The sequence below is a fragment of the Devosia aurantiaca genome (assembly GCF_011058215.1).
GTDB lineage: Bacteria > Pseudomonadota > Alphaproteobacteria > Rhizobiales > Devosiaceae > Devosia > Devosia aurantiaca.
The window spans coordinates 651,946-678,855 of the sequence record NZ_JAALFG010000001.1 but is presented as its reverse complement, the minus strand read 5'-3'; the positions used below and the strand labels follow the sequence as shown (position 1 = coordinate 678,855).

Here is a 26,910-nt window from a genome sequence, read left to right as displayed (position 1 = left end):
GCTCAAACCATAGCCAAAACGGCGGCCCGCAGCCGCTCCAAATCTTCTTCCCGGCTCAGCCGGTGATCGCCATCCGGGATTAGCGTGAACGTCACCGGATCGTGGAGGATGTGGGTCAGGAGCTTGGCCGCGTGCGCATGGGGCACGTCGGGGTCCTTGGCGCCCTGGAGGATATGCACCGGGCAGCCGGTTTCGATAACCTTTCCAAAGAGCAGGTGCTTTGTGCCGTCTTCAACGAGCGCCTGCGTGTAGCGGTAAGGGCCGTCGCCATAGCGGCTCTCCCGCTCGAACCAGCCTTGCCGCTCGAGGTCGCGCGCCTGTTTCTTGGTCATGCGCTCGGGGATCAAGGTGGCGGTGGCATCGGTTGCCGGCGCAATCAGCACCAGGCCTTTGAGCGGCGCGCCTTTGGCCAGTTGTCGCTGCGCCAGGAGCAGTGCCAGCCAGCCGCCCATCGACGACCCGCAGACGATCTGCGGGCCGCTCGTGGTGGCAAAAACAGCCTCCGCCTCCTCGAGCCAGCGGCTGACGGTGCCCTCGTCGAAGCTGCCGCCCGACAGACCATGGCCGGAATAATCGAAGCGCGTCACCTGCAGGCCATGTTCGGCGCCCAATGTGTCCAGCGTCACCGCTTTGATGCCGCTCATGACCGAGCGAAAGCCGCTCAGCCAGAAAAGGCCCGGGGCCCCGCCGGTGCGCTGTTCGACGGCGATGTCACGCTGGTCGGGCCCTGTGCCAACGGCGAGACGAAGAGATTGCGTAAAGCTCATGAGCGAAAACCGCGCCTCATAAGTTAGAAAGTGAGTTTCCCCGGCGCAACAAAGGGAATATCCCTGTCCGGGCCAGTTGACTTTAGCTGCCGCTAACACGATTTTAGCCTCGACTTCACCCCTTTGCTTGAACAACACAAGGATCGCTTGCCATTCGTCGTCCCATGAGACCCGTAGCGCCCCAGAAAGATGGGCCGCTTGCCAATGAGGATATCACCAGCCCTGACGTCCAGCTTATCGATGCCGAAGGTGAAAACCGCGGCATCGTGCGAACGCGCGATGCTTTGGCCGAAGCGCAGGAGGCCGGGCTTGACCTCGTGCTGATCGCTGCCAATTCGCAGCCGCCCGTTGCCAAGATGCTCGATCTTGGCCGCTACAAATACGCGGCACAGAAGAAGGCCGCCGAAACGCGCAAGAAGCAGAAGGTCATCGAAGTCAAGGAAGTTCAGCTGCGGCCGAACATCGATACCCATGACTACGAAACCAAGATGAAGGCTGTGCAACGGTTTTTGGACGATGGCGACCGCGTCAAGGTGACGATGCGTTTCCGTGGCCGCGAAATGGCGCACCAGGATCTGGGCATGCAGCTGCTGCTCAAGGTCAAGGAGCAAACCGAAGCCGTGGCCAAGGTCGAGTCGCAGCCGCGCTCGGAAGGCCGCCAGATGGTCATGGTGCTGGCGCCTAAGTAAGGGCTGCCGGATCTGAGAATTTTGAAAAGCGGGTCGCAAGGCCCGCTTTTTCTTGGTTTCTAGCTGACGACGCGCAGAAGCGGGCGGCGCGACCAGTGGATGAGGCTCACCTCCATCATGCCCTCGCCCGCGCTGCTGGCCACGAGGGCATAGCGAAATCGCTCGGCGATCGGGCGCAATTGTTCGACCGCGGCTGCCGAGACCGTGCGCTGCAAGAGCGGCTCGCCCTGCGCCATCAGCACGCTGAGCGCACCCACTTCGACCCCAGATCGAAATCGGCATTCTGCCCCGGAAAGCGCAGGCGCACCGCGTCCACTATTTCGATTTTGCGCATCGCGAACTCCTTGCTGAGCCGATGTTCGCGCGGTGTGGTGAAAGTTTTCTTAAAAATGACGGGACGGTGACAAAGCCGGTTCCTCATTATTTTCGCGGAACTTGAGAGTCAGGTGGTCGTTCCTCCCGTCCTGAGATGCGGACAGGGCCGATGCAAGACAGAGAAGACGTTCTTCAGCTCGTCACCGAGACGGCGACGATCGAAAAGCGTGACCTGCTTACGAGCCGGGTCCGCGTCACCACCCAGACCGAGACAGCCGAGCAATTGGTGTCGGCGGCGCTGGAGCGGCAGGATGTGGAAGTTGTTCGAGTACGCCTCGATCGCGAGATTGATGCGGCCCCTCCGGTTCGTACCGAGGATGGGGTGACCATCGTTCCCGTGGTCGAAGAAATCCTCGTGGTCGAGAAGCGCCTCGTGCTTCGGGAAGAAATCCACATTCGTCAGACCAAGACCACCCAAACCGTTGAACTGCCGGTGGAGCTACGCAAGCAGCACGCCAAAATCGAACGCGAAGACGTCAAATCGAACCCAATCGAAGAGGATATTTGAAATGAGCCAGTATTCCGCGACCGCATCGACAACCCTTTCCGCCATTTTCGACAGCCAGCATGACGCGCAGCGCGCCGTCGATCGCCTGATCGAGGCCGGTATCTCCCGCGACAGCATCAGCCTCATGCCCGGCTATGAAAGCGATACGCCCGTCACCGAGCGCCGCGAACAACACCAGGGCTTCTTCTCCGCCCTTGCCGATTTCTTCATGCCCGACGAAGACCGCTATTCTTATGCCGAGGGCCTGAGCCGCGGCGGCTATCTCGTTGCCGTCAGCAACCTGCCTGCCGCCCATTATGACGTCGCCCTCGACATTCTCGACGATGAAGGCTCGATCGACCTCAACGAACGCGAAGAAAGCTGGCGTTCGGAAGGCTGGACCGGCTACCAGGCCGGCACCAGCGAAGCCCTTGGCTATGGCGCAGGCACGACTGCCGGCTCCACCACCGCTGCTTCTACCGGTTCGTTCGGCGCCGCCGGCTCGGCCGACTATGCCAGCGACAACACGCTCTCCTCGCGCAGCGATGAAGACGTGATCCCAGTGGTCGACGAGCGCCTCGTCGTCGGCAAGCGCGACGTCAATCTCGGCCGCGTCCGCGTGCGCTCCTATATTCGCGAAGAAGGCGTCAGCGAGAATGTCAACCTCCATGAAGAGCGCGTCAACATCGAGCGCCGTCCGGTCGACCGTCGGGTGAGCGATGCCGATATCGCCTTCCAGGATCGCACGATCGAAGCCGAAGAGCATGCCGAACAGGCAGTGGTCGGCAAGGAAGCGCGCGTGACCGAAGAAATCGCCCTGCGCAAGGACGTTTCGGACCGTCAGGAAACGATCAACGACACGGTTCGCAAGACCGAAGTCGAGATCGAAGACGATCGCGATGCCTTGGATCGCCAGAGCATCAACCGCCGCTAAAGGCAGCGAGGATATCGGAGAAAGCGGGCCCTTCGGCCCGCTTTTTCTTTGCGCTAACCAGCGATCTCATCCACCGCCGAGGCCAGCGGAATAGCCGGCTGCGCGCCGGGATTGAGGCAAGCCAGGCTGCCGGCAACCGCGGCACGGCGGAGCGCAGCTTCGAGGCTTAGTCCGGCGTCGAGGCCTGCGGCAAGGTAGCCGCAGAAGGTGTCGCCTGCGCCCACAGTATCGACGGGCTTCACCTTGTGTGCCGGGACCGAAAGATCGCCTTCGGGGGTGCGGGCGCGAGCACCATCGGGACCGAGCGTAACGACGATGCTCCGTCCCGTCTCCTTCACCCAATCGGCCATGGCGGCGTCGAGCTCGGCGATGGGCCGTCCGGTCAGAAGCGAGAACTCGGTTTCGTTGGCAACGACGATGTCCGCCAGTGGCGCCATCTCTGCCGTGTCGGGCAAGAAGGGCGCCGTGTTGAGAACGCTACGAGCGCCCCGTTCCCGCGCAATTTCGAGGGCGCGGCGGGTGGCGGCTTGCGGCACTTCCTGCTGCACCAGAATGGTGTCGTTCGCGGTGAGATGGGTAAGACCCGCTTCGGCATCGGCGGCGCTCACCGTTCCGTTGGCCCCCGGCAGGATGGCGATGACGTTTTCGCCTTCGGCATCGACGAAGATCATGGCGATGCCGGTCGCGGCCTCGGCCTGGCGCATCTGCCCAAGATCGACGCCGCCGGATCTCAGAAGTTCCAGCGCCATGTCGGCGAAGGCATCGTCCCCCACGGCCGAGACGTGCCGCACCTGGGCACCGGCCCGGCGGGCAGCCAGGGCTTGATTGGCTCCCTTGCCGCCTGGCGCCATCGAGAAGGTGCCGCCGGCAACGGTTTCGCCGGGCTTGGGAAGGCGCGAAACGGTGCCGACCTGATCGAGATTGGTGGAGCCGAAGACGGTGATCACTTGAGGATCTTCTCCATGGTGTTCCAGTTGCGCATCGTACCGGGATTGGTCTTGCCGATGGCCTTGCCGAGCGGTTTGAGCACGACCTCTACATTTTCGGTATAGCGGCCATTGGGCTGGCGGTATCCGGCAAAATAGAGTTCGCGCTCGTCGACGCGCAGGATTTCGACGTCGCCCGGACGGCTTTCGAGTTCGACCGTCGGTAGCGGCTTGTCATAAAGGATGACGTGGCGGGTAAGATCGGCTTCGGCATCGAGGCTGGCGAAGGGATGGTTGGCCAGAAGCCCTCCCATTTCCTCGCCGCTGCGCAGGATCACGTCGGACTTGAAGCCGAAGGTCGCGGCGATGATGGTTTCAAGATCGGACTTGATCGCTTCGGCAGTGGCCGTCGTCGTGAAGCGCACATTGCCGCTGGCGAGGATGGTCTTGACGTCGCCATAGCCGTTTTCTTCGAGAAGCAAGCGCAGCGCGCCCATCTTCATCTGGCGCTTGCCGATATTGACGCCACAGAGGAAGGCGACCCAAAGGCTCATGGCTTGGCTTTCTGCGGATAAATGGTTTCGCCCCGCGCCAGCATCTGCGCAAAGGCTTTGACTTTCTTTTCGCGCGCCGCGGCAGTCTTGAGCGCATTGGTGCGAAAGATAAGGGCGAAGCGGTTTTGCGAGGAGAGCTGTTCGAACATGGCCAGCGCACCGGGCGTCTGCCTGATCGCTGCCATCAGGTCCTCTGGCGGGTCCATGCTCATGGCATAAGCTGCGTCCCAGCGGCCATCGGCCTTCGCAGCCTCGACATGGACCATGCCGTGCTCGGTCATGAGGTTCGACTGCAGGAGCCGCTCGACATTGTCGCGGTTGACCTGGCTCCAGACAGACTTGGGCCGCCGGCGGCAATAGCGCTGGACGAAGCTTTCATCGTCCCAGCCCTTGCGGATGGCATCGATCCAGCCCCAACAAAGCACCGCGTCGATGGCCTCTAGCGGCGTGATCGTCGGCTTGCCCGTGCTCTTCTTGAAAATGCGGATCCAGACCTCGTCTTCAAGGTCGCGATGCTTTTCGAGCCAGGTGTAGAAGCTGTCGAAATCGGCAAATTCATGCAGCCTGTCCAGCCGAACCTCCACCGGCGGCGCCATGGTTCAGAGCGGAGCCTGGTCGGGGGTGTCGGGCGGCAGAGGGAACAGGCGCGACAAGGCGAGGTCGAGCCGCTCGTCATTGGGAAGGGTAAGGCCGAACTCTTCGCTGAGCACCGAGCGAAGCGCTTCCATGCTCTCGAGCTCGCGCTTTTCCGCTTCGCCACCACTGGTCTGGATCGTCAATCGCAGGTCGCGCAGCTTGAGACGGCGACCCGGCGGGGAAAGCGCAACCCGCAACTCCTCAGTCATGCCAGGATCGCGCGACATCAATTGCGCTGCCTCGACCAGCTGCTCGGGCTCGACCGCATCGAGGGTAAAGGCAAAAACGTCGCGCCAGTCATCTGCGATCTTGACCTCGAGCGTCCATTCGGGCGCACCACCGACAAGGCGGAAGGTTTCATGCGGCGTTGCCTGTTCGACATCGGCGCGCAGCCGCAGCGGCGCCGTCAGCGTCAGCCCGCCAAAACCGACATCGGCGATGTAGTTCTGGCCATTGATGATGTCGATCAGCAGCACCATGTGGCCCGCCGGACCACTGCGGCCATCGGGGTTGTTCCAAAGACCACGCGCCAGCAGCGGCCGAACGGAAAAGTCCAGGTCCTCCAGCACGCGCATCAGGAGCGTGTTGTGTTCAAAGCAAAAGCCGCCGCGCCGCTCGGCCAGGAGCTTGCGCTCCAGCGCGGGTTGATCGAGCGCGACCGGGCTTCCGGTCAGCGGGTTAAGGTTCTCAAACGGGATGCTGGCGGCGTGGAGCGCCAGCAGCGTTTCAAGCGTCGCTACGGTCGGGGCAATGGAGCCGGCAAAACCGATGCGCTCGAAATAGGCGTTGAGACTGACCTTTACAGGCATCAGCCACCCTTGATGCTGTTGAAACGGCGCGCACTATGGCCTTGCAGGATGGGTTTGTCACGGGCGACCGGAGCCGGACGCCCTTGACCCCCAGATTACTCAGGCTGCGACTTGCGAACGCGGATCACCACGTCGACATGGGCCACTTCCATGCCGCTCGGCGCGCGCGGCAGGGTCTTGAACTCGACCGCATCGGCCGGAATATCGATCATCCGCTGCTCGTCTTCGACAAAGAAGTGGTGGTGATCGGACGTATCGGTATCGAAATAGGAGCGCGAGGCGTCGATGGCGACTTCGCGCAGCAGGCCGGCTTCGTGGAACTGGTGCAGCGTATTGTAGATCGTTGCCAGCGATACATTGACATTGGCCGTGCTCGCCTCGGCATGCAGCTGTTCGGCGCTGATATGGCGGTGTGGACCATGAAACAGGAGTTCGGCCAGGGCCACGCGCTGCCGTGTGGGGCGCAGGCCCGCAATGCGCAATACCGCCGTCACGCAGGGGCGGTGGGAAGGATGAGCGGCAAGGCTGCGATCGGGCATTGGGCCGGAAGGTCTCGTTATCGTGGTCGAAATGCTGGATTTCTTATACTTGGACGATGGGTTTGAGACAAGCGGCGGCTCGCCGCGCCCAGCAGCCGGGGCTCTTCGGCTTGACCCTCCCCGTGCCCCCTATACGAAGCGAGGCTTTGAAGCATCTTGGGAACGGCGCGATGAGGCAGCAGAACGCATTCAACAAGCAGGAACTGCTGGCGCATGGCCGCGGCGAATTGCCGGGCCAGGGCGACGCGCGCTTGCCCGCCCCTCCCATGCTGATGTTTGATCGCATCACCCAGATCGACGAGACCGGCGGCGCTTTCGGCAAGGGCCAAGTGCGGGCCGAGCTCGACGTCAATCCGGACCTCTGGTTCTTCCAGTGCCACTTTATCGGCGACCCGGTGATGCCGGGGTGCCTGGGGCTCGATGCCATCTGGCAGATGACCGGCTTTTACCTCTCCTGGATCGGCCAGCCGGGCAAAGGCCGCGCCCTTGGCGGCGAGATCAAGTTCACCGGCCAGGTGACCAATGACGTCAAGCTCGTCGAATACGGCATCGACCTCAAGCGCGTCATGCGCTCGCGGCTGACGCTCGGGATTGCCGATGGCTGGGTCAAGGCTGACGGCAAAGTGATCTATGAAGCCAAGGACTTACGCGTTGGTCTCTTTACCGACGCGCAGCTGGCCGACCAGAAGGTCTCCGCCTGATCGGCCTTAAAGCTGCGCCGTTTGCCACCTATATGGGCGCCGACGAGAAGCGCTCGCTAATAAGACCTATGAGGAAAAGCAAAGCATGAGACGAGTTGTCGTAACCGGGATGGGTATCATTTCCTCGATCGGCAATTCGCTCGACGAGGTGACGCAGAGCCTGCGCGACGCCAAGCCGGGCATCATCTTTGCCGAGGACTATGCCGAGCTGGGCTTTCGTTCGCAGGTCAAGGGCGATCCGCGCCTTGATCCCTTCGAGCAGCTCGATCGCCGCGTGACCCGCTTCATGGGCCGTGGCGCGGCGTGGAACTATCTCGCCATGCAGCAGGCCATCGCCGATGCGGGCCTGACCGAAGCCGACATCACCAATCCGATGACCGGCATCGTCATGGGGTCGGGCGGCGCCTCTACCCGCACCATCGTCGAAGCTGCCGACATCACGCGCGAGAAGAAGTCGCCCAAGCGCATCGGGCCGCTGGCCGTGCCCAAGGCCATGGGATCGACGGCGTCTGCGACGCTTGCCACGTCCTTTGGCATCAAGGGCATCAACTATTCCATCACCGCGGCCTGCGCGACCTCCAAGCACTGCATCGGCAATGCGGCCGAAGCCATCATGCTGGGCAAGCAGGACATCGTCTTTGCCGGCGGCCACGAAGACCTCGACTGGACCTTGTCCGACCTTTTCGACGCTATGGGCGCCATGAGCTCGGACTTCAACGACAATCCGAGCAAGGCCAGCCGCTGCTATGATGCGGCGCGCGATGGTTTCGTCATCTCGGGCGGCGCCGGCGTGCTGGTGCTCGAAGAGCTGGAACACGCCAAGGCCCGCGGCGCCAAGATCTGGGCTGAAGTCGTCGGTTATGGCGCGACGTCGGATGGCGTCGACATGGTCGCCCCGTCCGGCGAAGGCGCCGCCGAGCTGCATGCGCATGGCGCTCCAGAACGTCAAGGCGCCAATAGACTATATCAATCCGCACGCCACCTCGACCCCGGTGGGCGACCTCAAGGAAATGGAAGCCTTGCGCGCCGTTTTCGGCTACGAGGACAAGTGCCCGCCGATCTCGGCCACCAAGTCGCTGACCGGTCATTCACAGGGCGCGACGGGCGTCCATGAATCGATTTATTCGATCCTGATGATGAAGCACCGCTTCATCGCCGAAAGCGCCAATATCGAGAATCTCGACCCGGCCTTTGCCGACATGCCGATCATCCGGCAGCGACGCGACGATGTCGACCTCGGATACGTTCTGTCGAACTCGTTCGGCTTCGGCGGCACCAATGCGGCGCTGGTGTTCAAGCACCCCGACGCTTAAAACCTACTTCCGTTCATCGAGATAGTCGCGGCCGGTCTGCGTCAAGACCGGCCCACCCTCCTTCTGCTCCAGCAGAGCCATCGACAAAAGCTTATCGAAGTGGAGCGGATCAACGTCTTGCGGCTGTTCCGCACCGGCAAAGCTTTGGAGCGTTGCGCGCTCTTCCCTTGTCAGGTCGTCATCGGTCATCTGCAGTCCCCAGATCTGGTCCTGCGAGAATGGCTTTGGCGCCCGAGAAGTTGCCCTTAGTAGCTGAGTTCGGAAAAACTCGCGTCGCGTGCATCATAAACCAGGAGCCGTCCAAGCAGCGGTGTGCCGATGCCGATGATGAGCTTGATCGCCTCCATGGCCATCAGCGTGCCGATAACCCCGGTCACGGGCCCGATGATGCCATTGGCTTCGCAGGATGGCAGCGCATCGTCGCTGGCCTCCGGCGGGTAAAGCGCATGGTGCGGCGGACTGCCAAGATGGGGCGCAAAGACCGTGAGCTGGCCGGAAAACATCGACACAGCGCCGCTGACCAGCGGTAGGCGCAAGCCTTCGGCGGCCGCGGCAACGGCACGGCGGGTGACAAGATTGTCGGTCCCGTCGAGCACGAGATCGTAGTTTTCGAGGATTCCGGCGGCGTTCTCGGCCGTCAGCGCGAGCGGATGGAGGTCCAGCGTGACATAGGGATTGCGGGCCGCGACGAATTCGGCGGCGCTTTCGGTCTTGGAGCGGCCGACTGTAGCATCGCTGTGGATCACCTGACGCTGCAGGTTCGAGAGCGACACCGTATCCGGATCGATCAGCCCAAGGCGACCGATACCGGCAGCGGCAAGATAGGCGATCGCCGGGCTGCCGAGCCCCCCGCCCCGACGACGGCCACGCGAGCGGCCTTGAGCTTTTGCTGGCCGGCGCCCCCGACGCCCTTGAGCACCAGATGGCGGGCGTAACGCCGAGTTTCTTCGGGCGAGAGTGCCGGGTCAGAGGCCAAGCGGCACCGCGAGAAAGCGCCGGTCCGGCCCTTCGAAGCCGCCGGGATAGACCGAAACGATGGCCACGGCATTGCCCATGGTCGTGCCGCCATAGGGCATGACGACGGCATAGAGCCGGTAATCGAGCGGACAGCCGCGCGAGCGGGGCAGGTCGTCGTCCCGATACACCAGCCGTTCGGCACCCGCATCCGAGATGCGCAGCTCATAGCCAAGCGGGCCAGTGCCGAACCAGTCGCCGCAGGGTTCGGCGGCTGTGGTGTCAAACGTCGAGAGGCTCAGGGTGTAATCTCCGGAAACATTGCCGGGATTGTAGCTCGGCGCACCGAACCGGAGGCTTTTGGCATCGGTATTGGGAACACCGTCACCGATCAGCGCGGCGACTTCCACCGGAACGGTCAGGCCAAAATCGTCCACATAGTTGTCGGCCAGTTCGGCGGATTTGGCGCGAATGGCGGCAAGCTTCTCCTCCTCGCTGTCGGCGCGGACACGGATAGGCGTGCCGACAACCCAGCTGTCGTTGCTGAGATCGACGACATAAACGTTGGAGTAAGCAAAGCCGGAGCCGTCCTGCTCACCGAATTCCTCGAAGGCGAAATAGCGGAAGTCTTCGGAAAAGCCGACGAAATCGATCAGCGCCCGATCGCCCGCTATGGCAGGGGAGGCAAGAGCAATTGCCGCAAGGAAAAGGCTAGTAGCGACCCGTAGAACCGAAGCCGCCCGTGCCGCGTGTCGTTGCATCAAGATCCTCTCCCACCACAAAAGCCGGCTGCACCACCGGCGCCACGATCATCTGCGCGATGCGCTCGCCGCGCTCGATCACAAAACTCTCCTGGCCCAGATTGATCAAGATCACCATGACCTCGCCCCGGTAATCGGCGTCGATCGTGCCGGGAGAATTCAGCACGGTGACGCCATGCTTGGCGGCAAGGCCCGATCGCGGCCGTACCTGCGCCTCAAGACCCTCTGGCAGCGCCATGGCGAAGCCGCAGGGCACGATGGCGCGCATACCGGACGCGAGCGTCAGCGGGGCATCGGCGGAAAGCGCCGCGCGCAGGTCGGCGCCCGCCGATTGCGCAGTAGCAAAATGCGGCAGGGGCAGCCCTTCGCCATGCGGCAGCCATTTGATCGTTACGGCAACACTCATTGCGCACGTACCACGGCGTAAAACTCCTGCGGCAGCTCGATCTCGCCCTTAATGATGTCGATGATCGGAAGCGACTTCGTGGCAATAGTTGCGTCTTCGCTCAAGGTCATATTGGTGTCGGTGATCTCGGCGCCGGAAAAGCTCAGCGTGAAAGTGCGACCGATAAAGATCGCTTCGGCAAGGCTTGCAGTTTCAGCATCCAGCGGTTCGCCACCGCTGATTTCTTCGCTCAGCGCTTCAGTTGCCATGGCAATGCGGACGAGCCCGTCACCAGCAGGGCTGAAGGTGATGCCGCCCTCCTGCTGGCCGAGGTCGAGATCGGCGAAAGCCCCGACTTCGGAGATGATGCAGGTGGCGCTGCCATCGGCGTTCTCGGTGAGGTCGCCCTCCTGGCAGAAGACGTCGGCAGCGCTTTGCTGCTCGGGGTCTTCGCTCATCCCCTTCATGGCATAAAAGTCGGCAACCATGGTCTGCGTCAGCGTTGCCTCTCCGCCATGGTGGAGCTGGTCAGCCCCACGTCGACCGCGACATCGACACAACCGGCAAGCGACAGGGCTAGACCTGTGGCAGTCACGATTTTCCAGAGCGTGCGCATGGTCATCGGCTCCCTCAGAGCAGTTGCAGGGCGGCAAAGGTCGCGGTGCCGAGCGCGACAAAGGCCATGGCCAATACTGCCAATAAGGCAAAGCGCAACATGCCGTCGCGCGGGCGATGCATCATGGCGCGGTGTTCGGCCATGGTGAGTTCGGCCTGGGCGATGAGGTTGGGCACGCGACCCAAAGCTTCGGTCACGCGAGCAACGTGGCCGGAGAGATCCTCGATGCGGCCGAGCGGGCCTTCTTCGCGCCGCAGCCAGTCGCCGACCACGGGTTCGGCCACGGTCCAGATGTCGAGATCGGGATCGAGGTTGCGGGCGACGCCTTCCACCAGGACCATCGACTTTTGTAAGAGGATCAGTTCCGGCCGCGACTGCATCTGGAAAAGTTCGGTAATGGTGAAAAGCTGACCCAGAACCTTGGCCATGGAAATGTCGGCGGCGGTGCGGCCATGCAGCGGTTCGCCGATGGAGCGGATGGCGAGGGTGAAATCGTCCACCGATTGCGCCGCCGGCACATAGCCGATGTCGAAATGGCGCTGCGCCACGAGGCGATAATTGCGGGTAATGAAGCCATATAGGATGTCGGCAAGGAAGCGCCGCTCGTATTTTGTGATACGGCCCATGATGCCGAAATCGACGGCAATGACATCGCCGGTGCGCGGATCGGCGAAGAGATTGCCCGGATGCATGTCGGCATGAAAGAAGCCGTCGCGAATGGCATGGCGCAAAAAGGACTGCAGCAGCTTTGCCGCTAGCGCCTTGCGATCGATGCCGGCCCTGTCGAGGGCGGCATGGTCGCGGATCGGGATGCCATCGACCCAGGTCGTGGTGAGAACGTTCTGGGCGACGTGGTTCCACTGCACCGAGGGAATGGTGAAACCGGTATCGTCCTTGATGTTCTCGCTCATCTCGGAGATGGCGGCCGCCTCGAGGCGCAGGTCGAGTTCGAGCCGCATGGAATGGTCGAGGGTGCGGACAATTTCGGTGGGTTTTAAGCGCCGCGACGAGCGGGCAAAGGTTTCGGCGAGGCGGGCGCCGGCATAAAGCGATTGCGTATCGGCGTTGAAGCGCTCGGCGACGCCGGGCCGCAGCAGTTTAACCGCCACGACCTTTGGCGAGTCGCCGGGTTCGCGCAGCGTCGCCTTGTGCACCTGCGCAATCGAGGCCGCGGCAACCGGTGGCGTGATGTCGTGCAGCTGCGCGGCCTTTGGCCCGAGCGCATCTCTGAGGATCGTTGGCACCAGAGCTGGCGCGAAGGGCGGCATGCGGTCCTGGAGGCCGGCAAGATCAGCCGCCGCCTCGGCGCCGACGATATCGGGCCGGGTGGCCAGAGTCTGGCCGAACTTGACATAGGACGGTCCAAGCTTGTGCAGCGCAGTATTCAGCCGCTCGATCCGCCCGGTCTCACGCACCGACCGGCGTTCCACCAGCCGCGCGAGGCCGATACCGGCCTTCATCATCGGCGGCAGTGACTGGCTCGGCAACACGGAAAAAGCGCCCTCGCGCGCCAGCACCCAGCCGGCATGGAGGAGACGGAAGGTAGAAGCTATTGAACTCAAGCGATGGCCTCGATGTCAGCGGCTCCTGCGCCTCCCTCCCCTCGATGGGGAGGGAATGAGGGTGGGGTGGGGCCATGCATGCCGACCCCAGTGCCAAGGTTCACCCCACCCCGCTTTGCTACGGCCTTGCGGCCTAGCGCCGCTACCCTCCCCTCAAGGGGAGGGAGTGGCCCTGTGCCAAAATGCTCAAAGCTTCCAGCCCGAATGCAACGTCGCGATATTGCCCGTAAAGCTCTGGTGCTTGACGCGTTTAAAGCCCGCCTTGCCGACCATGGAGTCAAAGGTCAGGGGATCGGGGAACTTGCGGATGGACTCGATGAAATACTGGTAGGGCTGGGCGTCGCCGGTCACCAGCCGCCCCATGGGCGGTATGACGGTGTCCGAGTACATGCGGTAGGCGGCGTCAAAGCCCGGAATATCGACCTGCGAGAATTCGAGCACCAGGATGCGCCCGCCACGCTTCAAAACGCGATGGGCTTCGTCCAAAGCCTTCTGGATACGCGGCACGTTGCGGATGCCGAAGGCGATCGTATAGGCATCGAAGCTCTTGTCCTCGAAGGGCAGCTCTTCGGCATTGGCTTCGGTGAAGGTCACCTGCTGCGGATAGCGCCAGTTCAGCGCCCGCTCGGCGCCGACTTGGAGCATATCGGCATTGATGTCGGAAACGACCACTTCGGCATAGCCGAGCGAGGAGTTGACGATGCGCTCGCCGACATCGCCGGTGCCGCCTGCCATGTCGAGCACGCGATAGGGACGCGTGCCGGCGCGGGGTGGCGCCAGTTCTGCCACCATCGCATCCTTCCAGAGCCGATGAACCCCGCCGCTCATCAGATCGTTCATCAGGTCATAGCGGCTGGCGACGTCGTGGAACACCTTGTTGACCAAGCCCTGCTTGTCTTGGAGAGCAACGGTCTGCTCGCCGAAATGGGTGGTTTCATAGGGCTGGGTCATGGCGGCGCTCCGATAGCGTGTCTCGGTCGGGCGCACCATATATAAGGCGCTGGAAATTGCCCATGGCCCAAAGGGGCGCAGGGCAAAAGGAGTTGCGATGCCGGAATTGCCGGAAGTGGAAACGGTGCGACGGGGGCTCGAACCCTGGCTGGAAGGGGCGACGATCCTCTCGGTGACGCTCAACCGCAAGGATCTGCGCTTTCCGTTTCCGCGAAATTTGAAGGAGGGGATTGAGGGGCAGACCGTCACGCGCGTCGGCCGCCGGGCCAAGTATCTCCTCATGAGCCTTTCGAACGGCAAGACGCTTTTGAGTCATCTCGGCATGACCGGTTCCTGGCGCTTTGCCGAGCACGGCATCGACAAGCCGCCGCGCTATTACGAGCCAGGCACCGAGCCCAAGCACGACCATATGATCTGGGAGCTGTTCCACCCCCAGCATGGCAAGAGCCACCTCATCTATGCCGATCCGCGCCGCTTCGGCTTCATCGATCTTTACGACGACATCGAGCAGAGTCCCTATTTGAAAGGCCTCGGCCCCGAGCCGCTCGGCAATGACTTCAACGCCGCCGAAATGGCCGCCGCCTTCAAGGGCAAGAAGGCACCGATGAAGGCAGCGCTCCTCGACCAGCGCGTCGTCGCCGGCCTGGGCAATATCTATGTCGCCGAGGCCCTCCATCGCGCCCATATCCTGCCCACCGTTGCAGCCGGCAGACTGGTGACCAAGACCGGAAAACCCAAAAAGGCGCTGGAGGATCTGTCAGCCGCCGTCCGGGAAGTGTTGATCGCGGCCATCGAGGTCGGCGGCTCGACCATTCGCGATTTCCGCAGCACGACGGGCGAAGGCTATTTCCAGCACAATTTTGCGGTTTATGACCGAGAGGGCGATCCATGTCCGACCCCGCTGTGCACCGGCGTGGTCAAACGCATCGTCCAGTCCGGGCGCTCGACCTTCTACTGCCCGGTGTGCCAGAAGGCGCCGTGAGGGGTCGCCGAACACCAAGTAGCCCTCATCCTGAGGTGCGAAGCCTCGAAGGACGAGGGCGTGGCACACAGGTCTCCACTCTCTCGCCCTCGTGGCTCGAGGCTACCTACGCTGCGCACCTCACCATGAGGGCTCCGTGCCTTGGCATCTTGGATCCGCCTGAATCTTATTGACGCTCCCCCGCCTTTCCCCTATACCGCGCCCAACTTGGCGGCAGTCGATGTGCCGCCGATTTCATTTTTTCTCCGGACGTCTGCGACTTTGAGCGCTGATCCGGCTTGGTTAGATCAAGAGGACCAACATGGCCAATACGCCGTCAGCCAAGAAGGCGACCCGCAAGATTGCCGCCCGCACCGCGATCAACAAGTCGCGTCGTAGCCGCGTGCGCACCTTTATCCGCAAGGTTGAAGAAGCGATCACCGCCGGCGACCACGCCACCGCTTTTGCCGCCCTCAAGGCTGCCGAACCCGAGATCCACCGCGCTGCTGGCAAGGGCATCGTCCATTCCAATCTTGCCTCCCGCAAGGTGTCGCGCCTCAACTCGCGCGTGAAGGCCCTGGCGGTCTAAACTGCCCTGCTGCCGGGCGCCTGCCTGGCGCTTCCGAAACTGCCCGATGGGCTCCTCGCGGAGCCCATTTTCTTTGGCCTCGGCGGGCAAGCTTTTTCGCAACACAACTGTCATGTGTCTCTTTGGTGACGGTTCTGCCAGCACCAGAACGGATCGCGTACGACAGGATTTTTCCAGTGCCACGAAGATCTTAGCTTCGTCGCTGTACGAAAGGCCGGGCAGCCAAAAGGTCGCATCCCGGTCTTGAACGAAATTAATTTTTCACCATCTCAAAGACGCTAAGTGATCGAATCTGCATTGAGTCACAGCGGCTTGCACGCCCTCACAAAAACTGAGTCCGGAGCCGGGTTTTGAGCACTTCTGAGTCAAGCCCCTATTTCAACGATTCACGTGTTGCGGGGGCAAATCGAGCCATTTAAGGTACTTTGGCCGGCGGGGAAAAAGGGGATTGAACGACCCCTTCAAGCCAAGTCGGCGGGTCTCGCAAGAGACCAAATCAGTAGGGTAGATTCTGGGGCAGTTCCTCAAGGAAAGCCAGAAGAGATTGGCGCCTGTGCACAACAGTCGTCATTTTGAATTTGGTGCGATCCTTTCGTCCTTCGGCTGATCAAGCCGGGTTCACGCGAGAAAAGCATAGGCAAACGGCGGCTCAACCGCCGAACGAAAACGTGCGTCCGCTTGGCGGAGGCAGGGCGAAGCCGTGCCTGATATCCTTCGGGATCAGGCACGATCAGCGACAGGCAACATCCCGGGTTTTGCGGACCCGGGGCAACTTTATGGGGCTAAAAAGCAATGATGCGACAGGCGACCGTGGAAAAGGATCAGTGGGCAAGCCCTGCACCTTCTTCCCAAACTCTTTCCCCCAAAGGCACCAATCCTGTCATGTCCGATAGCTCTTCCGAAACGCAGCGCGACCTTTGGAACCGCGTGCGGGCGCGGCTCAAGACTGCCGTCGGCGAAGATGTCTTTACCTCCTGGTTTGCCCGGCTCGAGCTTGAAGAAATCGTCGAGGACACGGTGCACCTGTCCGCGCCGACCCGGTTCCTTTGCTCCTGGGTTCAGTCCAACTATGCCGAGCGCATCGTCGAGACCTTCCGCAATGACGTGCCAGAAGTGGCGCGTCTCCAGGTCACCATGCGCGTCAATGGCCAGGCCCGCCCCCGACTTGCCCCTGTTGCCGAAGCGGTAAGCGAAGCCCCAGTTGCCGAAAGCGCCGCCCCGCCCCCGTTGCCGCCACCGCCACGCCGCGTCTCGTTCGCGAAACCGCCAAGGGCGATGCCCTGTCCGGCAGCGCCATCGACCCGCGCATGACGTTTGAGAGCTTTGTTTCCGGCGAAGCCAACGAAATGGCCTTTGGCGTTGCCAAGCAGATCGCCAATGCAGCCGCCAACAACACCGTGACCTTCAATCCGGTCTATATCCATTCCACCGTTGGCCTCGGAAAATCGCACCTCCTCAACGCCATCGCCCATCAGGTGCAGACGGCGGATCCGAGCAAGAACATCGTTTATCTCACCGCCGACCACTTCATGTACCATTTCATCACGGCCGTGCAGCGCCAGTCGGCGCTGGGCTTCAAGGAATGGCTGCGCCGGGTCGACCTGCTGCTGATCGACGACATGCAGTTTCTCCAGGGCAAGTCGGCGACCGAATTCGGCCATACGCTGGGCACGCTGCTGACCGGCGCCAAGCAGGTCGTGGTGGCTGGCGATGCGCCGCCGCGCGATCTGGAAATGCTCGATGAACGCGTGCGTTCGCGCCTTTCGGGCGGCCTTGTCGTGCCGATCTCAACCTTCGACCTTGATCTCCGCCGCGCCATTGTCGAGCGCGCCGCGCCGCGCATGTGAATTCGCGCTTCGGCATGGCCTTCCCGACCGCAGTGATCGATTATGTCGCTCGCGCCGTGGTCAGCCATGGCCGCGATCTCGATGGTGCCGTCAATCGCCTCGTTGCCGCCAATCAGCTTACCGGCGAATTGATCACCGTGCCGCTGGCGGAAAAGACGCTGGCCGACCTGATCCGCGCCCGCGATGCCAAGCGCGTGCGCATCGAGGACATCCTCAAGGCCGTGTCGCGCCACTATAAGGTGCCGCGCAACGAGCTCCTTTCCGCCCGTCGCTCGCGCGACGTGGTCCGCCCGCGACAGATCGCCATGTATCTGGCCAAGGCCCTTACCGCCCGCTCGCTGCCCGAAATCGGCCGGCGCTTCGGTGGCCGCGACCACACCACCGTCCTCCACTCGGTGCGTAAGGTCGAGCAGATGATCAAGGACGACATCGAGCTCGGCCAGGAGATCGAGCTCCTGAAGCGGATGCTCGAAGAATAAAAAACACCAGCTCGCTCCTCCCCCACCACAGGGGGAGGCCGGGTGAAGCTCTTTCCACACACGCCTTCGTCAGGTGCCTTGATCAGACCGTGCGACGCAGACAAGAGCGAGCCATGTTGCGATTCATCCTGCCGCTCCTTGCCGCCTTTGCCATTCCTGCCGAAGCCCAGCCGCTGACTGCGGAGCAGCGTGTGGAGCAGACCCTTGCCGTCGCGCTCGAAGTGCAGGACCAGATTCTCCAATGCTGGAGCCTGCCCTCCGGTTATGAGGACAAGCTGGTTTCCGTGCGCCTCGCCTTTTTCGGCGACGGTACGCTCGATGGCGATCCATCGATCGAGCCGCAGAGCCTGATCATTGCCCGGCGCTATCCCGAGCTGATGCGATCGATCGCCGGAGCCATCGAAAACTGCCTCCCCTATACCGGTCTTGAAGCCCTCGGCGCCGGCCCGGGTGAGCGCTTCGACATCACCGTGCATTTCCAGAGCTAGTCCACAGCTTGGCAAGGGCGAAAAGCCGCGCCGGCCTTGCCAATCTCTGATGAAACTGTAAACGTCCCAGCCCGGCTTCCGGCCGGGTTTTGCCGTCGCGTAATGCCAGGATTTGTCGCTCATGAAAGTCACGCTCGAACGCAATCATCTGCTCAAATCGCTGAGCCATGTGCATCGGGTGGTGGAACGCCGCAATACCTATCCGATCCTTGCCAACGTCCTGTTCAAGGCCGGTGACGACCGGGTCGAACTGCGCGCCACGGACCTCGACATCGAAGTGACCGAAAGCGTGCCGGCCATGGTCTCGACGCCGGGCACGACGACGGTGCCGGCGCATACGCTTTATGAAATCGTGCGCAAGCTTTCCGACGGCGCCGAAGTGCGCCTCGAAACCGATGGCGGCGAGAACATGGTTCTCACGTCCGGCCGCTCGCGCTTCAACCTCGCCTGCCTCTCGCCCGACAGCTTCCCGGATTTGAAGTCCGGTGCCTTTCCGCATGAATTCGATATGCCCGCCGCCTCGCTTCGCGAGCTGATCGAGCGCACGCAGTTCGCGATCTCCAACGAAGAAACGCGCTACTACCTCAACGGCATCTATTTCCACGCCGTGCAGAACACGCAATCCGGCGCCCTCTTCCGCGCCGTGGCCACCGACGGCCACCGAATGGCGCGCGCCGAGATCGCCGCACCCGCCGGCTCGGAAGGCATGAGCGGCATCATCGTGCCCAAAAAGACCGTGGGCGAAGTGCAAAAGCTGCTCGACGGCGTCGATGGCGACGTCAAGGTCGAGGTTTCCGACACCAAGATCCGCTTCACCGTCGGCCCGGTCGTGCTGCTGTCCAAGCTGATCGAAGGCACCTTCCCCGATTATGATCGGGTGACACCCAAGAACAACGACAAGCAGATGATGGTCGACAAGGCCGGCTTCGCCATTGCCGTCGATCGCGTCTCGACCATTGCCTCCGACCGCGGCGGCAAGGCCGTCAAGCTCCAGGCCCGCGATGGCCTGCTCGAGCTTTCGGTCACCAATCCGGACCACGGCACCGCTTCCGAAGAAGTGGCGGTCGAGTTCGACACCGATGGCTTCGAGATCGGCTTCAATGCCCGCTACCTCCTCGACATCATCCAGCAGATCCGCTCCGAAAGCGCCGTCTTCCTCTTCAACGACGCCAACTCCCCGACGCTGGTCAAGGAACAGGGCACCGAGGCAAATGCACTTTACGTGTTGATGCCGATGCGGGTTTGAGCGAGCACATTTCGGCACTTATGAAGGCCCCCTCACCCGCCGCATGGCGGCGACCTCTCCCCCAGGGAGAGGTAAGAGTGGCCCCCAAGCTGCGCAGCAGCACCTCTCCCTTTGGGGGAGAGGTCGGCCGCAGGCCGGGTGAGGGGCCTTGTTGATCCGCCACATCTCCCGCCTGCGCCTGACGGCCTTTCGCAATTACACCTCCGCCGCGCTCGATCTGGACGAGCGCCACGTCGTGCTGACCGGGCCCAATGGCTCGGGCAAGACCAATCTGCTGGAGGCCATTTCCGTTCTGTCGCCGGGCCGGGGCCTGCGCGGCGCGAGTTTTGAGACGTTGCAGCAGCATGGCTCGGACCATGGCTGGGCGGTGGCGGCGACGGTCGAAACCGGGGATGGTCCATCTGATATCGGCACCGGTGCTACTCCCGATGGCGGGCGACGGGTGCGGATCAATGGCGCCAATGCCCGGTCTATTGAAGCCATGAGCGACTACCTGCGCGTGCTTTGGCTGACGCCGGCCATGGACGGACTTTTCTCCGGTCCCGCGGGCGAGCGGCGGCGCTTCCTCGACCGGCTGGTGACGACGCTTATTCCATCCCACTCCGCGGCGGTCGGCGACTTCGAAAAGCTGATGCGGCAGCGCAATAAGCTCCTCGAAGAAGAGGGTGATCCGCGCTGGCTCAGTGCCGTCGAGGCGCAGATGGCCGAGCTTGGTGCCTCGATCCACCTCAACCGCACCGATAGCCTCCAGCACCTTCAGGCGCTGGTGTCCGAAAGCCTCGACGACGGCTCTTTCCCCGCCGCCGAACTGGCGCTGACGCCGCTATTCGACACCGGGCCTGTGCCCGAGACGTCTGCAGCGCTCGAAAGCCTTATGGCGCAGCGCTGGCATGCGCTGCGCCTCCTTGATCGAGCGGCCGGACGCACCACATTAGGACCACACCGGGTGGACCTCGAAGTCATGCACGCGCAAAAGCGCATGCCGGCGGCTTTGGGCTCGACCGGCGAGCAGAAGGCGCTGCTGATCGGCCTGATCCTCGCCCATGCCCGCCTGGTGCGTTTGCGGACCGGCATCGTGCCCTTCCTCCTTCTCGACGAAATCGCCGCCCATCTCGATCCCGATCGGCGACGGGCGCTGTTTTCGGCTTTGGACGGGCTCGAGACGCAGTGTTTTTTGACCGGCACCGACGCGGTGCTGTTCGAGGCGCTGGAGGATCGGGCGCAGCGCATTCCGGTGCGGGACGGGCGCTTAGGGTAATCCCCCGCGAAAAGCCCGCAAACAGGCAAATTCCTTGGGGTTTGAGCCCCATTCCGCTAGAACAAACTTGACGTGAAAACGACTGATTCGGACCCCATGACCGAGAGCCAAAATCCCGCCCCCACCGAATATGGCGCCGACAGCATCAAGGTGCTCAAGGGCCTCGACGCCGTGCGCAAGCGCCCCGGCATGTATATCGGGGACACGGATGACGGTTCAGGCCTCCACCACATGGTCTATGAAGTGGTCGACAACGCCATCGACGAGGCGCTGGCAGGCCATGCCGACCTTGTGACGGTGACGCTAAATCCCGATGGCTCGGTGTCGGTCAACGACAATGGCCGCGGCATCCCCACCGACATCCACAAGGAAGAAGGCGTTTCGGCAGCCGAGGTCATCATGACCCAGCTCCATGCCGGCGGTAAGTTCGACCAGAATTCCTATAAGGTCTCCGGCGGCCTCCATGGCGTGGGCGTCTCGGTCGTCAACGCCCTCAGCCAATGGCTCAAGCTCAACATCCGCCGCGGCGGCAAGATTTTCGAGATGAGCTTCTCGCATGGCGATGCCGATGCACCGCTTAAGGAAATCGGCAGCTATGTCGAGGACAAGAAGCCCGGCACCTATGAAGGCCGCAGCGGCTCCGAGATCACCTTCTTCCCTTCGGCCGAAACCTTCACCATGGTGGAGTTCGACTTCAAGACGCTTGAGCATCGCCTGCGCGAGCTCGCTTTCCTCAATTCCGGCGTCCGCATCCTCCTCAATGACCTGCGTCATCCCGAGCCGGTGCATGTCGAGCTTTTCTATGAGGGCGGCCTCGAAGCCTTCGTCAACTACCTCGACAAGTCCAAGGCGCCGGTGGTCGAGCGTCCGATCACCATGATCTCGGAAAAGGACGGCATCACCGTCGAGGTGGCGCTGCAGTGGAACGACAGCTACCACGAAAACGTCCTTTGCTTCACCAACAACATCCCGCAGCGCGATGGGGGCACGCATCTCGCCGGCCTCCGCGGCGCACTGACGCGCCAGGTCGTGGGCTATGCCAATTCTTCCGGCATTGCGAAAAAGGAAAAGGTCGAGCTCACCGGCGACGACACGCGCGAAGGCCTCACCTGCGTACTGTCGGTCAAGGTGCCGGATCCCAAATTCTCCTCGCAAACCAAGGACAAGCTGGTTTCCTCCGAAGTGCGCCCCGTGGTCGAAAACATCGTCAACGAGAAGCTCGGCCAGTGGTTTGAAGAGCATCCCAACGAAGCCAAGACCATCGTCGGCAAGGTGGCGGAAGCCGCCGCGGCCCGTGAAGCCGCGCGCAAGGCGCGTGAGCTCACCCGCCGCAAGGGGGCGCTCGAGATCTCGTCCCTCCCAGGCAAGCTTGCCGATTGCCAGGAACGCGACCCAGCCAAGTCCGAAATCTTCATCGTCGAGGGCGACTCTGCCGGTGGCTCCGCCAAGCAGGGCCGCGACCGCTCCAACCAGGCCGTTCTGCCGCTGCGCGGCAAGATCCTCAATGTGGAACGCGCCCGCTTTGATCGCATGATCTCGTCCGACCAGGTCGGCACGCTGATTACCGCGCTCGGCACCGGCATCGGTCGCGAAGAGTTCAACCCGGACAAGCTGCGCTACCACAAGATCATCATCATGACGGACGCCGATGTCGACGGCGCCCATATCCGCACGCTGCTGCTCACCTTCTTCTACCGGCAGACACGCGAGTTGATCGAGCGGGGCCACATCTACATCGCTCAGCCGCCGCTCTATAAAGCTACGCGCGGCCGCTCCGAACAGTATCTCAAGGACGAAGATGCACTCACCGACTATCTGATCGATGCCGGGCTCGAGGATGCCGTCTTCACCACGCGCGACGGCCACCAGCTGGCCGGACACGATCTTCGAGCCGTGCTGCAGCAGGCGCGAGGCATTGTCGCCGCCATCGACAATCTCAACACGCGCTACAATCGCAACCTCGTCGAACAGGCTGCCATCGTCGGCGGGCTCGATCCGGATGGCCTTGCCGATGCCGAGCGCATGGGCGAAGTGCTGACACGCGTCGGCAACCGACTCGACCGCATTTCCGACGAATGGGAACGCGGCTGGACCGGCGAAATCACCGATGCCGACGAACTGGCCTTTTCGCGCACGGTCCGCGGTGTGGCCGAGCGGCACCTGCTCGACAAGGGCCTGTTGCAGAGCGCCGATGCGCGCAAGCTGCGCCAGCTGGCCGACCGGCTCGACGAAATCTATGGCGGCGTGCCGACCCTCACGCGCAAGGGCGACACGACGCCGGTTTTCGGACCAACGAGCCTTTTCAAGGCCGTGACCGATGCCGGACGCAAGGGCGTCTCGCTGCAGCGCTACAAGGGCCTCGGTGAAATGAACGCCGAGCAGCTCTGGGAAACAACGCTCGACCCCAATGCGCGCACTCTTTTGCGTGTCGAGATGGGCCAGACCGACGAAGCCGACCAGATCTTTACCGCTCTGATGGGTGACCTCGTCGAGCCGCGCCGTGACTTCATCCAGGACAACGCGCTCAACGTCTCCAATCTGGACGTCTAGCCCCGCCAAGCGGCGATCACGCCGGGTTGTGATCGCCGCTTCGGAACAGCGCAAAGCCTTCCTCGTTAGCTTAAGCCGGTCCTGGCGTACCAACGAAGGAGAATGTCTTGGCCAACGAACCGATCAACATCTTTACCCAGGATAATGGCGGCAGTGGCCGTCCCGTGATCCTGATCCATGGCTGGCCGCTTTCGGGCGAAGCATGGAAGCCGCAGATCGCGGCACTGAGCGAAGCGGGCTATCGCGTTATAGCCTATGATCGCCGTGGCTTCGGCCGCTCCGACAAGCCCGCTGACGGCTATGACTACGATACCCTTGCAGCTGACCTCGCCGGCCTGATCGACAGCCGCAACCTTTCCGACGTGACGCTGGTCGGCTTTTCCATGGGTGGCGGCGAAGTGGCGCGCTATGTCGCCAACTATGGCGAAGACAAGCTTCATTCCGTCGTCTTCGCAGCCGCCGTGCCGCCCTACCTAATGCAGGGCCCGGACAATCCGGACGGGCCGCTGACCAAGGAAAAAGCCAAGGAAATGGAAGACGGTCTCAAGGCCGATCGCGCCACGTTCTTTGATGGCTTTACCAAGGACTTCTTCTCCGCCAAGGGCGAACTCAAGGTCACCGAGGCGCAGCGCCAGGAAGCCATCGCCCTCTGCCAGCAGTCGGACCAGACCGCGGCTTTGGGCGCCATGAAGGCCTTCGGCACTACCGATTTCCGCGAGGATCTCAAGAAGATCACGGTGCCCACCCTGATCATCCATGGCGACAGTGACGGCATCGTGCCGCTGGAGGGCTCGGGGCAACGGACCCATGAGGCTATCCCAGGCAGCAAGCTGGTCGTCGTCGAAGGCGCGCCGCATGGCTTTAATGTCAGCCACGCCGACCGCTTCAACAGCGAACTGATCGCTTTCCTCAAGCAGTAGAAGACGCAACGAAGTCCCCGCCGAGGCGGGGACTTTCTCGTTAGTGCTCGAGCTTTTTTCGACCGCCTGGCGCGAATTGCCTTCGGACTTTACCGCGTCCTTGACCTCTTGCTTGCTTGCCCCGGTCTTTTCCGCCTCATAGCGGACTTCATGGTCCTGTCCGCCGGCAACCTTTGCCCGATCCTGGGCGCGACCGCGCGCCGTATGCGTTGACGTTGTCATCGTAGAACTCCTTTCGGCTTTTCATCGCATTGCTAACGCCTGGCGGATTCCGCGGGTTCAATCGGTCTGTTGTTCACCGGGCGATGCAAGTGTGTTCACTTGTTGGCTTGGTCACGAACGCCTAGTTAGAGCGGGCCGCAATCGAGCGGCGCAGCAGCGAGGCACGGCATGAAGAAGATCGGCTTTTTGAGCTTTGGACACTGGAGCCCCTCGCCCCAGTCCGGCACGCGCTCGGCCGGTGATGCCCTGCTGCAGTCGATCGACCTTGCGGTTGCCGCAGAAGAACTGGGTGCCGATGGCGCCTATTTCCGCGTGCACCATTTTGCCCGCCAGCTTGCCTCGCCGTTCCCGCTTCTCGCGGCCGCAGGCGCCAAGACCAAGTCGATCGAGCTCGGTACGGCGGTCATCGACATGCGCTACGAGAACCCGCTCTATATGGCCGAAGATGCCGGCGCCGCCGACCTGATCGCCGGTGGCCGCCTGCAACTGGGCATTTCCCGCGGCTCGCCCGAGCAGGTCATCGATGGCTGGCGCTATTTCGGCTTTGCCCCTGAAGAGGGCAGGACCGACCAGGACATGGCGCGCCAACATGCCGAAGTTTTCCTCGAAGTCATCAAGGGTAATGGCTTTGCCCAGCCCAACCCGCGGCCCATGTTCCCCAACCCGCCCGGCATGCTGCGGCTCGAGCCCCATGCGCCGGGCCTTCGCGACCGTATCTGGTGGGGGCAGCGAGCGACGCCACGGCCATCTGGGCTGCCAAGATGGGCATGCACCTGCAGTCCTCGACCCTGAAATTCGATGAATCAGGCAAGCCGTTTCACATCCAGCAGGCTGAACAGATCCGGGCCTATCGCGCCGCCTGGAAGGACGCCGGCCACGCCCACGAACCGCGCGTTTCGGTCAGCCGCTCGATCTTTGCCCTCGTTTCCGACGAGGACCGGATGTATTTCGGCTCCGGCCGCCCGGAAGAAGATCAATTCGGCTATATCGAGCCTGAAAAGCGCGCCGTCTTCGGCCGCGGCTATACCGCCGAGCCAGACAAGCTCATCGAGGAACTCCGCAAGGACGAAGCCATCGCTGAAGCCGACACGCTCCTGCTGACCGTCCCCAACCAGCTGGGCGTCGACTACAACGCCCATGTCATCGAGAACATTCTCAAGCATGTGGCCCCCGCACTGGGCTGGCGATAAAGCTTGACGGCGTTTGGCCATGTGCTGACATAGTGCATGGCCAAGCATTTGCGTGACAGCCGCGAAATCATCCGCCGCTTGGAGCGGGAGGGCTTCGCGCTTGTATCCGTGCGTGGCTCACACCATAAATATCGGGATAAGCTAAGTGGCCGTGTGGTGATCCTGCCCCATCCGCGCAGAGACATTCCAATCGGCACTGTGAAGTCCATATATCAGCAGGCAGGGTGGGACGATGGCTCGACTTGATACCCATTATTTGGGGCTGATTCACAAGGACGAGGGTTCCGGATACGGCGTATCGTTCCCGGACGTGCCCGGAGTGATTGCTGTCGCCGATAGTCTCGACGAGGCGATCTCCGAGGCCGCGGCCGCTCTCGATTTTGCTTTCGAAGACTGGTCTGGGGCCCTGCCAACACCGCGCACGCTTGACCAATTGCGCAACGATCCGCAGTTCCTCTCCCGCTCGGAAGATGCGGTGGTCGCCGCGATCAGGCCGTCGCCCAGCTACTATGCGGCGGCGGAGTAGCTAGGGCAGCGCAAACCCCGATCCCCCGCACCCATTCGCCTGCCAATATCGGTCAACCGGGGTAAAGCCGCCCGTTGCCAAAAACTCCACGCGCGCCGCAAAGGCCATGGCGCGACATTCGTTCGGGCCGGCAACCACATGCACCATCTCGTGCAAAATGGTCAGCGTGCGCAGTTCCAGCGTGCCACCGTTGATAAATTGCGGGCAGAGGCTGAGGGTAATGGCGCCGTTTTGCGGCGGCGAGGTCACGAAGGCAGCAAAGCGCGCGCAATCGCCGCCGTCGCCGCTGCGCCGGACATCGACGGCAAGACTTTGCCCCCAGTGCCGCGAGGTAAAGCTGCCCGAGGTCAAAGCGTCGCGGTAAGCGCCAACGTCGACGCCAAACTCGTCTTTAGCCATTTGCGGGGACGCCGCTGCAAGATAGGACGCGGCAGCGTTGAGCGCGTCGTCGATGACGTCCGCGCGAGCCGGGGTCAGGGATATCAGGAAGGCGACGAGGAGCAGGACAAAGCGCATGGCTCTTCTTCGCCTTGCAAATGCGACCCAAGCAAGGCGCCAAGCCCTCTGTTGCAGGGCGGTCACAACCGCATCAGCGCCGCAAAATCCCTCATAAACCGGCCACAATCATCCCGGAGAAGCGTCCCATGAGCTGCTGGATGCGGCGGGAGAAGCGAC

The 26,910-nt window shown here is 62.5% G+C and carries 27 protein-coding genes and 5 pseudogenes; 16 read left to right on the top strand and 16 right to left on the bottom strand.

Going from position 1 to position 26,910, the window contains the following annotated elements:
* Positions 1-2: 2 nt before the first annotated feature.
* On the bottom strand, positions 3-767 hold the full coding sequence (locus tag G5575_RS03570) for an alpha/beta hydrolase (protein WP_164533118.1): 765 nt from the start codon (positions 765-767) through the stop codon (positions 3-5).
* Between the two features lie 152 nt (positions 768-919).
* Here G5575_RS03570 and infC point away from each other — a divergent pair, with 152 nt between their 5' ends.
* Positions 920-1,456 (top strand): translation initiation factor IF-3, encoded by a 537-nt coding sequence (infC, locus tag G5575_RS03565; RefSeq protein ID WP_328765903.1) that lies wholly within the window; start codon positions 920-922, stop codon positions 1,454-1,456.
* A gap of 59 nt (positions 1,457-1,515) precedes the next feature.
* Here the strand turns inward: infC and G5575_RS03560 are convergent, their stop codons facing one another.
* Positions 1,516-1,713: a hypothetical protein gene (locus G5575_RS03560; protein WP_164533116.1), complete on the bottom strand. Its 198-nt coding sequence runs from the start codon at positions 1,711-1,713 to the stop codon at positions 1,516-1,518.
* 227 nt (positions 1,714-1,940) lie between these two features.
* Here G5575_RS03560 and G5575_RS03555 point away from each other — a divergent pair, with 227 nt between their 5' ends.
* Both G5575_RS03555 and G5575_RS03550 read left to right on the top strand, forming a co-directional pair.
* On the top strand, positions 1,941-2,339 hold the full coding sequence (locus G5575_RS03555) for a DUF2382 domain-containing protein (protein WP_164533115.1): 399 nt from the start codon (positions 1,941-1,943) through the stop codon (positions 2,337-2,339).
* Position 2,340: 1 nt separating this feature from the next.
* Positions 2,341-3,252, top strand: a complete 912-nt coding sequence (locus G5575_RS03550) for a YsnF/AvaK domain-containing protein (RefSeq protein ID WP_164533114.1) — start codon at positions 2,341-2,343, stop codon at positions 3,250-3,252.
* A gap of 53 nt (positions 3,253-3,305) precedes the next feature.
* On the opposite strand, the gene G5575_RS03545 is transcribed toward G5575_RS03550, so the two are convergent.
* The 5 genes from G5575_RS03545 to irrA all read right to left on the bottom strand — a co-directional run bounded on the left by G5575_RS03545 (position 3,306) and on the right by irrA (position 6,716).
* Positions 3,306-4,199 carry a ribokinase gene (locus tag G5575_RS03545; RefSeq protein WP_164533113.1) on the bottom strand — a complete coding sequence of 298 codons (894 nt, stop codon included), beginning with the start codon at positions 4,197-4,199 and terminating at the stop codon, positions 3,306-3,308.
* Complete coding sequence (locus tag G5575_RS03540; protein WP_164533112.1) at positions 4,196-4,732, bottom strand: DUF1697 domain-containing protein; 537 nt, start codon at positions 4,730-4,732, stop codon at positions 4,196-4,198. Before G5575_RS03540 ends, G5575_RS03545 begins: the two co-directional genes overlap by 4 nt.
* Entirely contained in the window at positions 4,729-5,328 is a 600-nt protein-coding gene (locus tag G5575_RS03535) for a YdeI/OmpD-associated family protein (protein WP_164533111.1), read from the bottom strand. The genes G5575_RS03540 and G5575_RS03535 overlap by 4 nt, the downstream gene beginning before the upstream one ends.
* A gap of 3 nt (positions 5,329-5,331) precedes the next feature.
* A complete protein-coding gene (locus G5575_RS03530) occupies positions 5,332-6,177 on the bottom strand; it encodes an arylamine N-acetyltransferase family protein (protein ID WP_164533110.1) in 846 nt (281 codons plus the stop codon).
* Between the two features lie 95 nt (positions 6,178-6,272).
* Positions 6,273-6,716, bottom strand: a complete 444-nt coding sequence (irrA, locus tag G5575_RS03525) for an iron response transcriptional regulator IrrA (protein WP_164533109.1) — start codon at positions 6,714-6,716, stop codon at positions 6,273-6,275.
* A 170-nt stretch (positions 6,717-6,886) separates the two neighbouring features.
* On the opposite strand from irrA, the gene fabA reads away from it, so the two are divergent.
* Together fabA and fabB are read left to right on the top strand one after the other, a co-directional pair.
* On the top strand, positions 6,887-7,417 hold the full coding sequence (fabA, locus tag G5575_RS03520; RefSeq protein ID WP_164533108.1) for a 3-hydroxyacyl-[acyl-carrier-protein] dehydratase FabA: 531 nt from the start codon (positions 6,887-6,889) through the stop codon (positions 7,415-7,417).
* Between the two features lie 85 nt (positions 7,418-7,502).
* Positions 7,503-8,730 (top strand): annotated as a pseudogene (fabB, locus tag G5575_RS03515) (beta-ketoacyl-ACP synthase I).
* 3 nt (positions 8,731-8,733) lie between these two features.
* Here the strand turns inward: fabB and G5575_RS03510 are convergent.
* The 7 genes and pseudogenes from G5575_RS03510 to ubiE form a co-directional block, all read right to left on the bottom strand.
* Complete coding sequence (locus G5575_RS03510) at positions 8,734-8,919, bottom strand: hypothetical protein (protein ID WP_164533107.1); 186 nt, start codon at positions 8,917-8,919, stop codon at positions 8,734-8,736.
* A 56-nt stretch (positions 8,920-8,975) separates the two neighbouring features.
* Positions 8,976-9,706 (bottom strand): annotated as a pseudogene (gene moeB / locus G5575_RS03505) (molybdopterin-synthase adenylyltransferase MoeB).
* Complete coding sequence (locus G5575_RS03500) at positions 9,696-10,445, bottom strand: DUF2259 domain-containing protein (protein WP_235935766.1); 750 nt, start codon at positions 10,443-10,445, stop codon at positions 9,696-9,698. Before G5575_RS03500 ends, moeB begins: the two are co-directional and overlap by 11 nt.
* A complete protein-coding gene (gene dut, locus G5575_RS03495; protein ID WP_164533105.1) occupies positions 10,396-10,851 on the bottom strand; it encodes a dUTP diphosphatase in 456 nt (151 codons plus the stop codon). Before dut ends, G5575_RS03500 begins: the two co-directional genes overlap by 50 nt.
* A complete protein-coding gene (locus G5575_RS03490) occupies positions 10,848-11,318 on the bottom strand; it encodes a hypothetical protein (protein WP_164533104.1) in 471 nt (156 codons plus the stop codon). Before G5575_RS03490 ends, dut begins: the two co-directional genes overlap by 4 nt.
* Before the next feature lie 142 nt (positions 11,319-11,460).
* Positions 11,461-13,008 carry a 2-polyprenylphenol 6-hydroxylase gene (gene ubiB / locus G5575_RS03485; RefSeq protein WP_164533103.1) on the bottom strand — a complete coding sequence of 516 codons (1,548 nt, stop codon included), beginning with the start codon at positions 13,006-13,008 and terminating at the stop codon, positions 11,461-11,463.
* A gap of 186 nt (positions 13,009-13,194) precedes the next feature.
* A complete protein-coding gene (gene ubiE / locus G5575_RS03480) occupies positions 13,195-13,959 on the bottom strand; it encodes a bifunctional demethylmenaquinone methyltransferase/2-methoxy-6-polyprenyl-1,4-benzoquinol methylase UbiE (protein WP_164533102.1) in 765 nt (254 codons plus the stop codon).
* Between the two features lie 97 nt (positions 13,960-14,056).
* Here ubiE and mutM point away from each other — a divergent pair, with 97 nt between their 5' ends.
* The 8 genes and pseudogenes from mutM (at position 14,057) to G5575_RS03440 (ending at position 24,297) form a co-directional block, all read left to right on the top strand.
* The gene (gene mutM / locus G5575_RS03475; RefSeq protein WP_164533101.1) at positions 14,057-14,941 is read left to right on the top strand and encodes a bifunctional DNA-formamidopyrimidine glycosylase/DNA-(apurinic or apyrimidinic site) lyase; all 885 of its coding nucleotides are present in this window, start codon (positions 14,057-14,059) and stop codon (positions 14,939-14,941) included.
* A 301-nt stretch (positions 14,942-15,242) separates the two neighbouring features.
* A complete protein-coding gene (rpsT, locus tag G5575_RS03470; RefSeq protein WP_164533100.1) occupies positions 15,243-15,509 on the top strand; it encodes a 30S ribosomal protein S20 in 267 nt (88 codons plus the stop codon).
* Positions 15,510-16,391: 882 nt separating this feature from the next.
* Positions 16,392-17,835: pseudogene (dnaA, locus tag G5575_RS03465) on the top strand (chromosomal replication initiator protein DnaA).
* Between the two features lie 113 nt (positions 17,836-17,948).
* Positions 17,949-18,323, top strand: a complete 375-nt coding sequence (locus tag G5575_RS03460) for a hypothetical protein (RefSeq protein ID WP_164533099.1) — start codon at positions 17,949-17,951, stop codon at positions 18,321-18,323.
* Between the two features lie 121 nt (positions 18,324-18,444).
* Positions 18,445-19,569 carry a DNA polymerase III subunit beta gene (gene dnaN / locus G5575_RS03455; RefSeq protein ID WP_164533098.1) on the top strand — a complete coding sequence of 375 codons (1,125 nt, stop codon included), beginning with the start codon at positions 18,445-18,447 and terminating at the stop codon, positions 19,567-19,569.
* A 151-nt stretch (positions 19,570-19,720) separates the two neighbouring features.
* Positions 19,721-20,827, top strand: a complete 1,107-nt coding sequence (gene recF, locus G5575_RS03450; RefSeq protein WP_235935545.1) for a DNA replication/repair protein RecF — start codon at positions 19,721-19,723, stop codon at positions 20,825-20,827.
* A 96-nt stretch (positions 20,828-20,923) separates the two neighbouring features.
* Positions 20,924-23,377, top strand: coding sequence for a DNA topoisomerase (ATP-hydrolyzing) subunit B (gyrB, locus tag G5575_RS03445; RefSeq protein ID WP_164533096.1), 2,454 nt, complete (start codon positions 20,924-20,926; stop codon positions 23,375-23,377).
* 107 nt (positions 23,378-23,484) lie between these two features.
* On the top strand, positions 23,485-24,297 hold the full coding sequence (locus tag G5575_RS03440; RefSeq protein WP_164533095.1) for an alpha/beta fold hydrolase: 813 nt from the start codon (positions 23,485-23,487) through the stop codon (positions 24,295-24,297).
* A 57-nt stretch (positions 24,298-24,354) separates the two neighbouring features.
* Here G5575_RS03440 and G5575_RS03435 read toward each other — a convergent pair.
* Positions 24,355-24,519, bottom strand: a pseudogene (locus G5575_RS03435) (DUF3606 domain-containing protein); the annotation flags it as partial.
* A 168-nt stretch (positions 24,520-24,687) separates the two neighbouring features.
* On the opposite strand from G5575_RS03435, the pseudogene G5575_RS03430 reads away from it, so the two are divergent.
* From G5575_RS03430 to G5575_RS03420, 3 genes and pseudogenes are all read left to right on the top strand, one after another.
* Positions 24,688-25,709, top strand: a pseudogene (locus G5575_RS03430) (LLM class flavin-dependent oxidoreductase).
* Positions 25,710-25,745: 36 nt separating this feature from the next.
* Entirely contained in the window at positions 25,746-25,955 is a 210-nt protein-coding gene (locus G5575_RS03425; protein ID WP_164533094.1) for a type II toxin-antitoxin system HicA family toxin, read from the top strand.
* Positions 25,942-26,235, top strand: coding sequence for a type II toxin-antitoxin system HicB family antitoxin (locus tag G5575_RS03420; RefSeq protein ID WP_164533093.1), 294 nt, complete (start codon positions 25,942-25,944; stop codon positions 26,233-26,235). Before G5575_RS03425 ends, G5575_RS03420 begins: the two co-directional genes overlap by 14 nt.
* Here G5575_RS03420 and G5575_RS03415 read toward each other — a convergent pair whose 3' ends face one another.
* Positions 26,236-26,751 (bottom strand): hypothetical protein, encoded by a 516-nt coding sequence (locus G5575_RS03415; RefSeq protein WP_164533092.1) that lies wholly within the window; start codon positions 26,749-26,751, stop codon positions 26,236-26,238.
* Positions 26,752-26,910 lie beyond the last annotated feature (159 nt).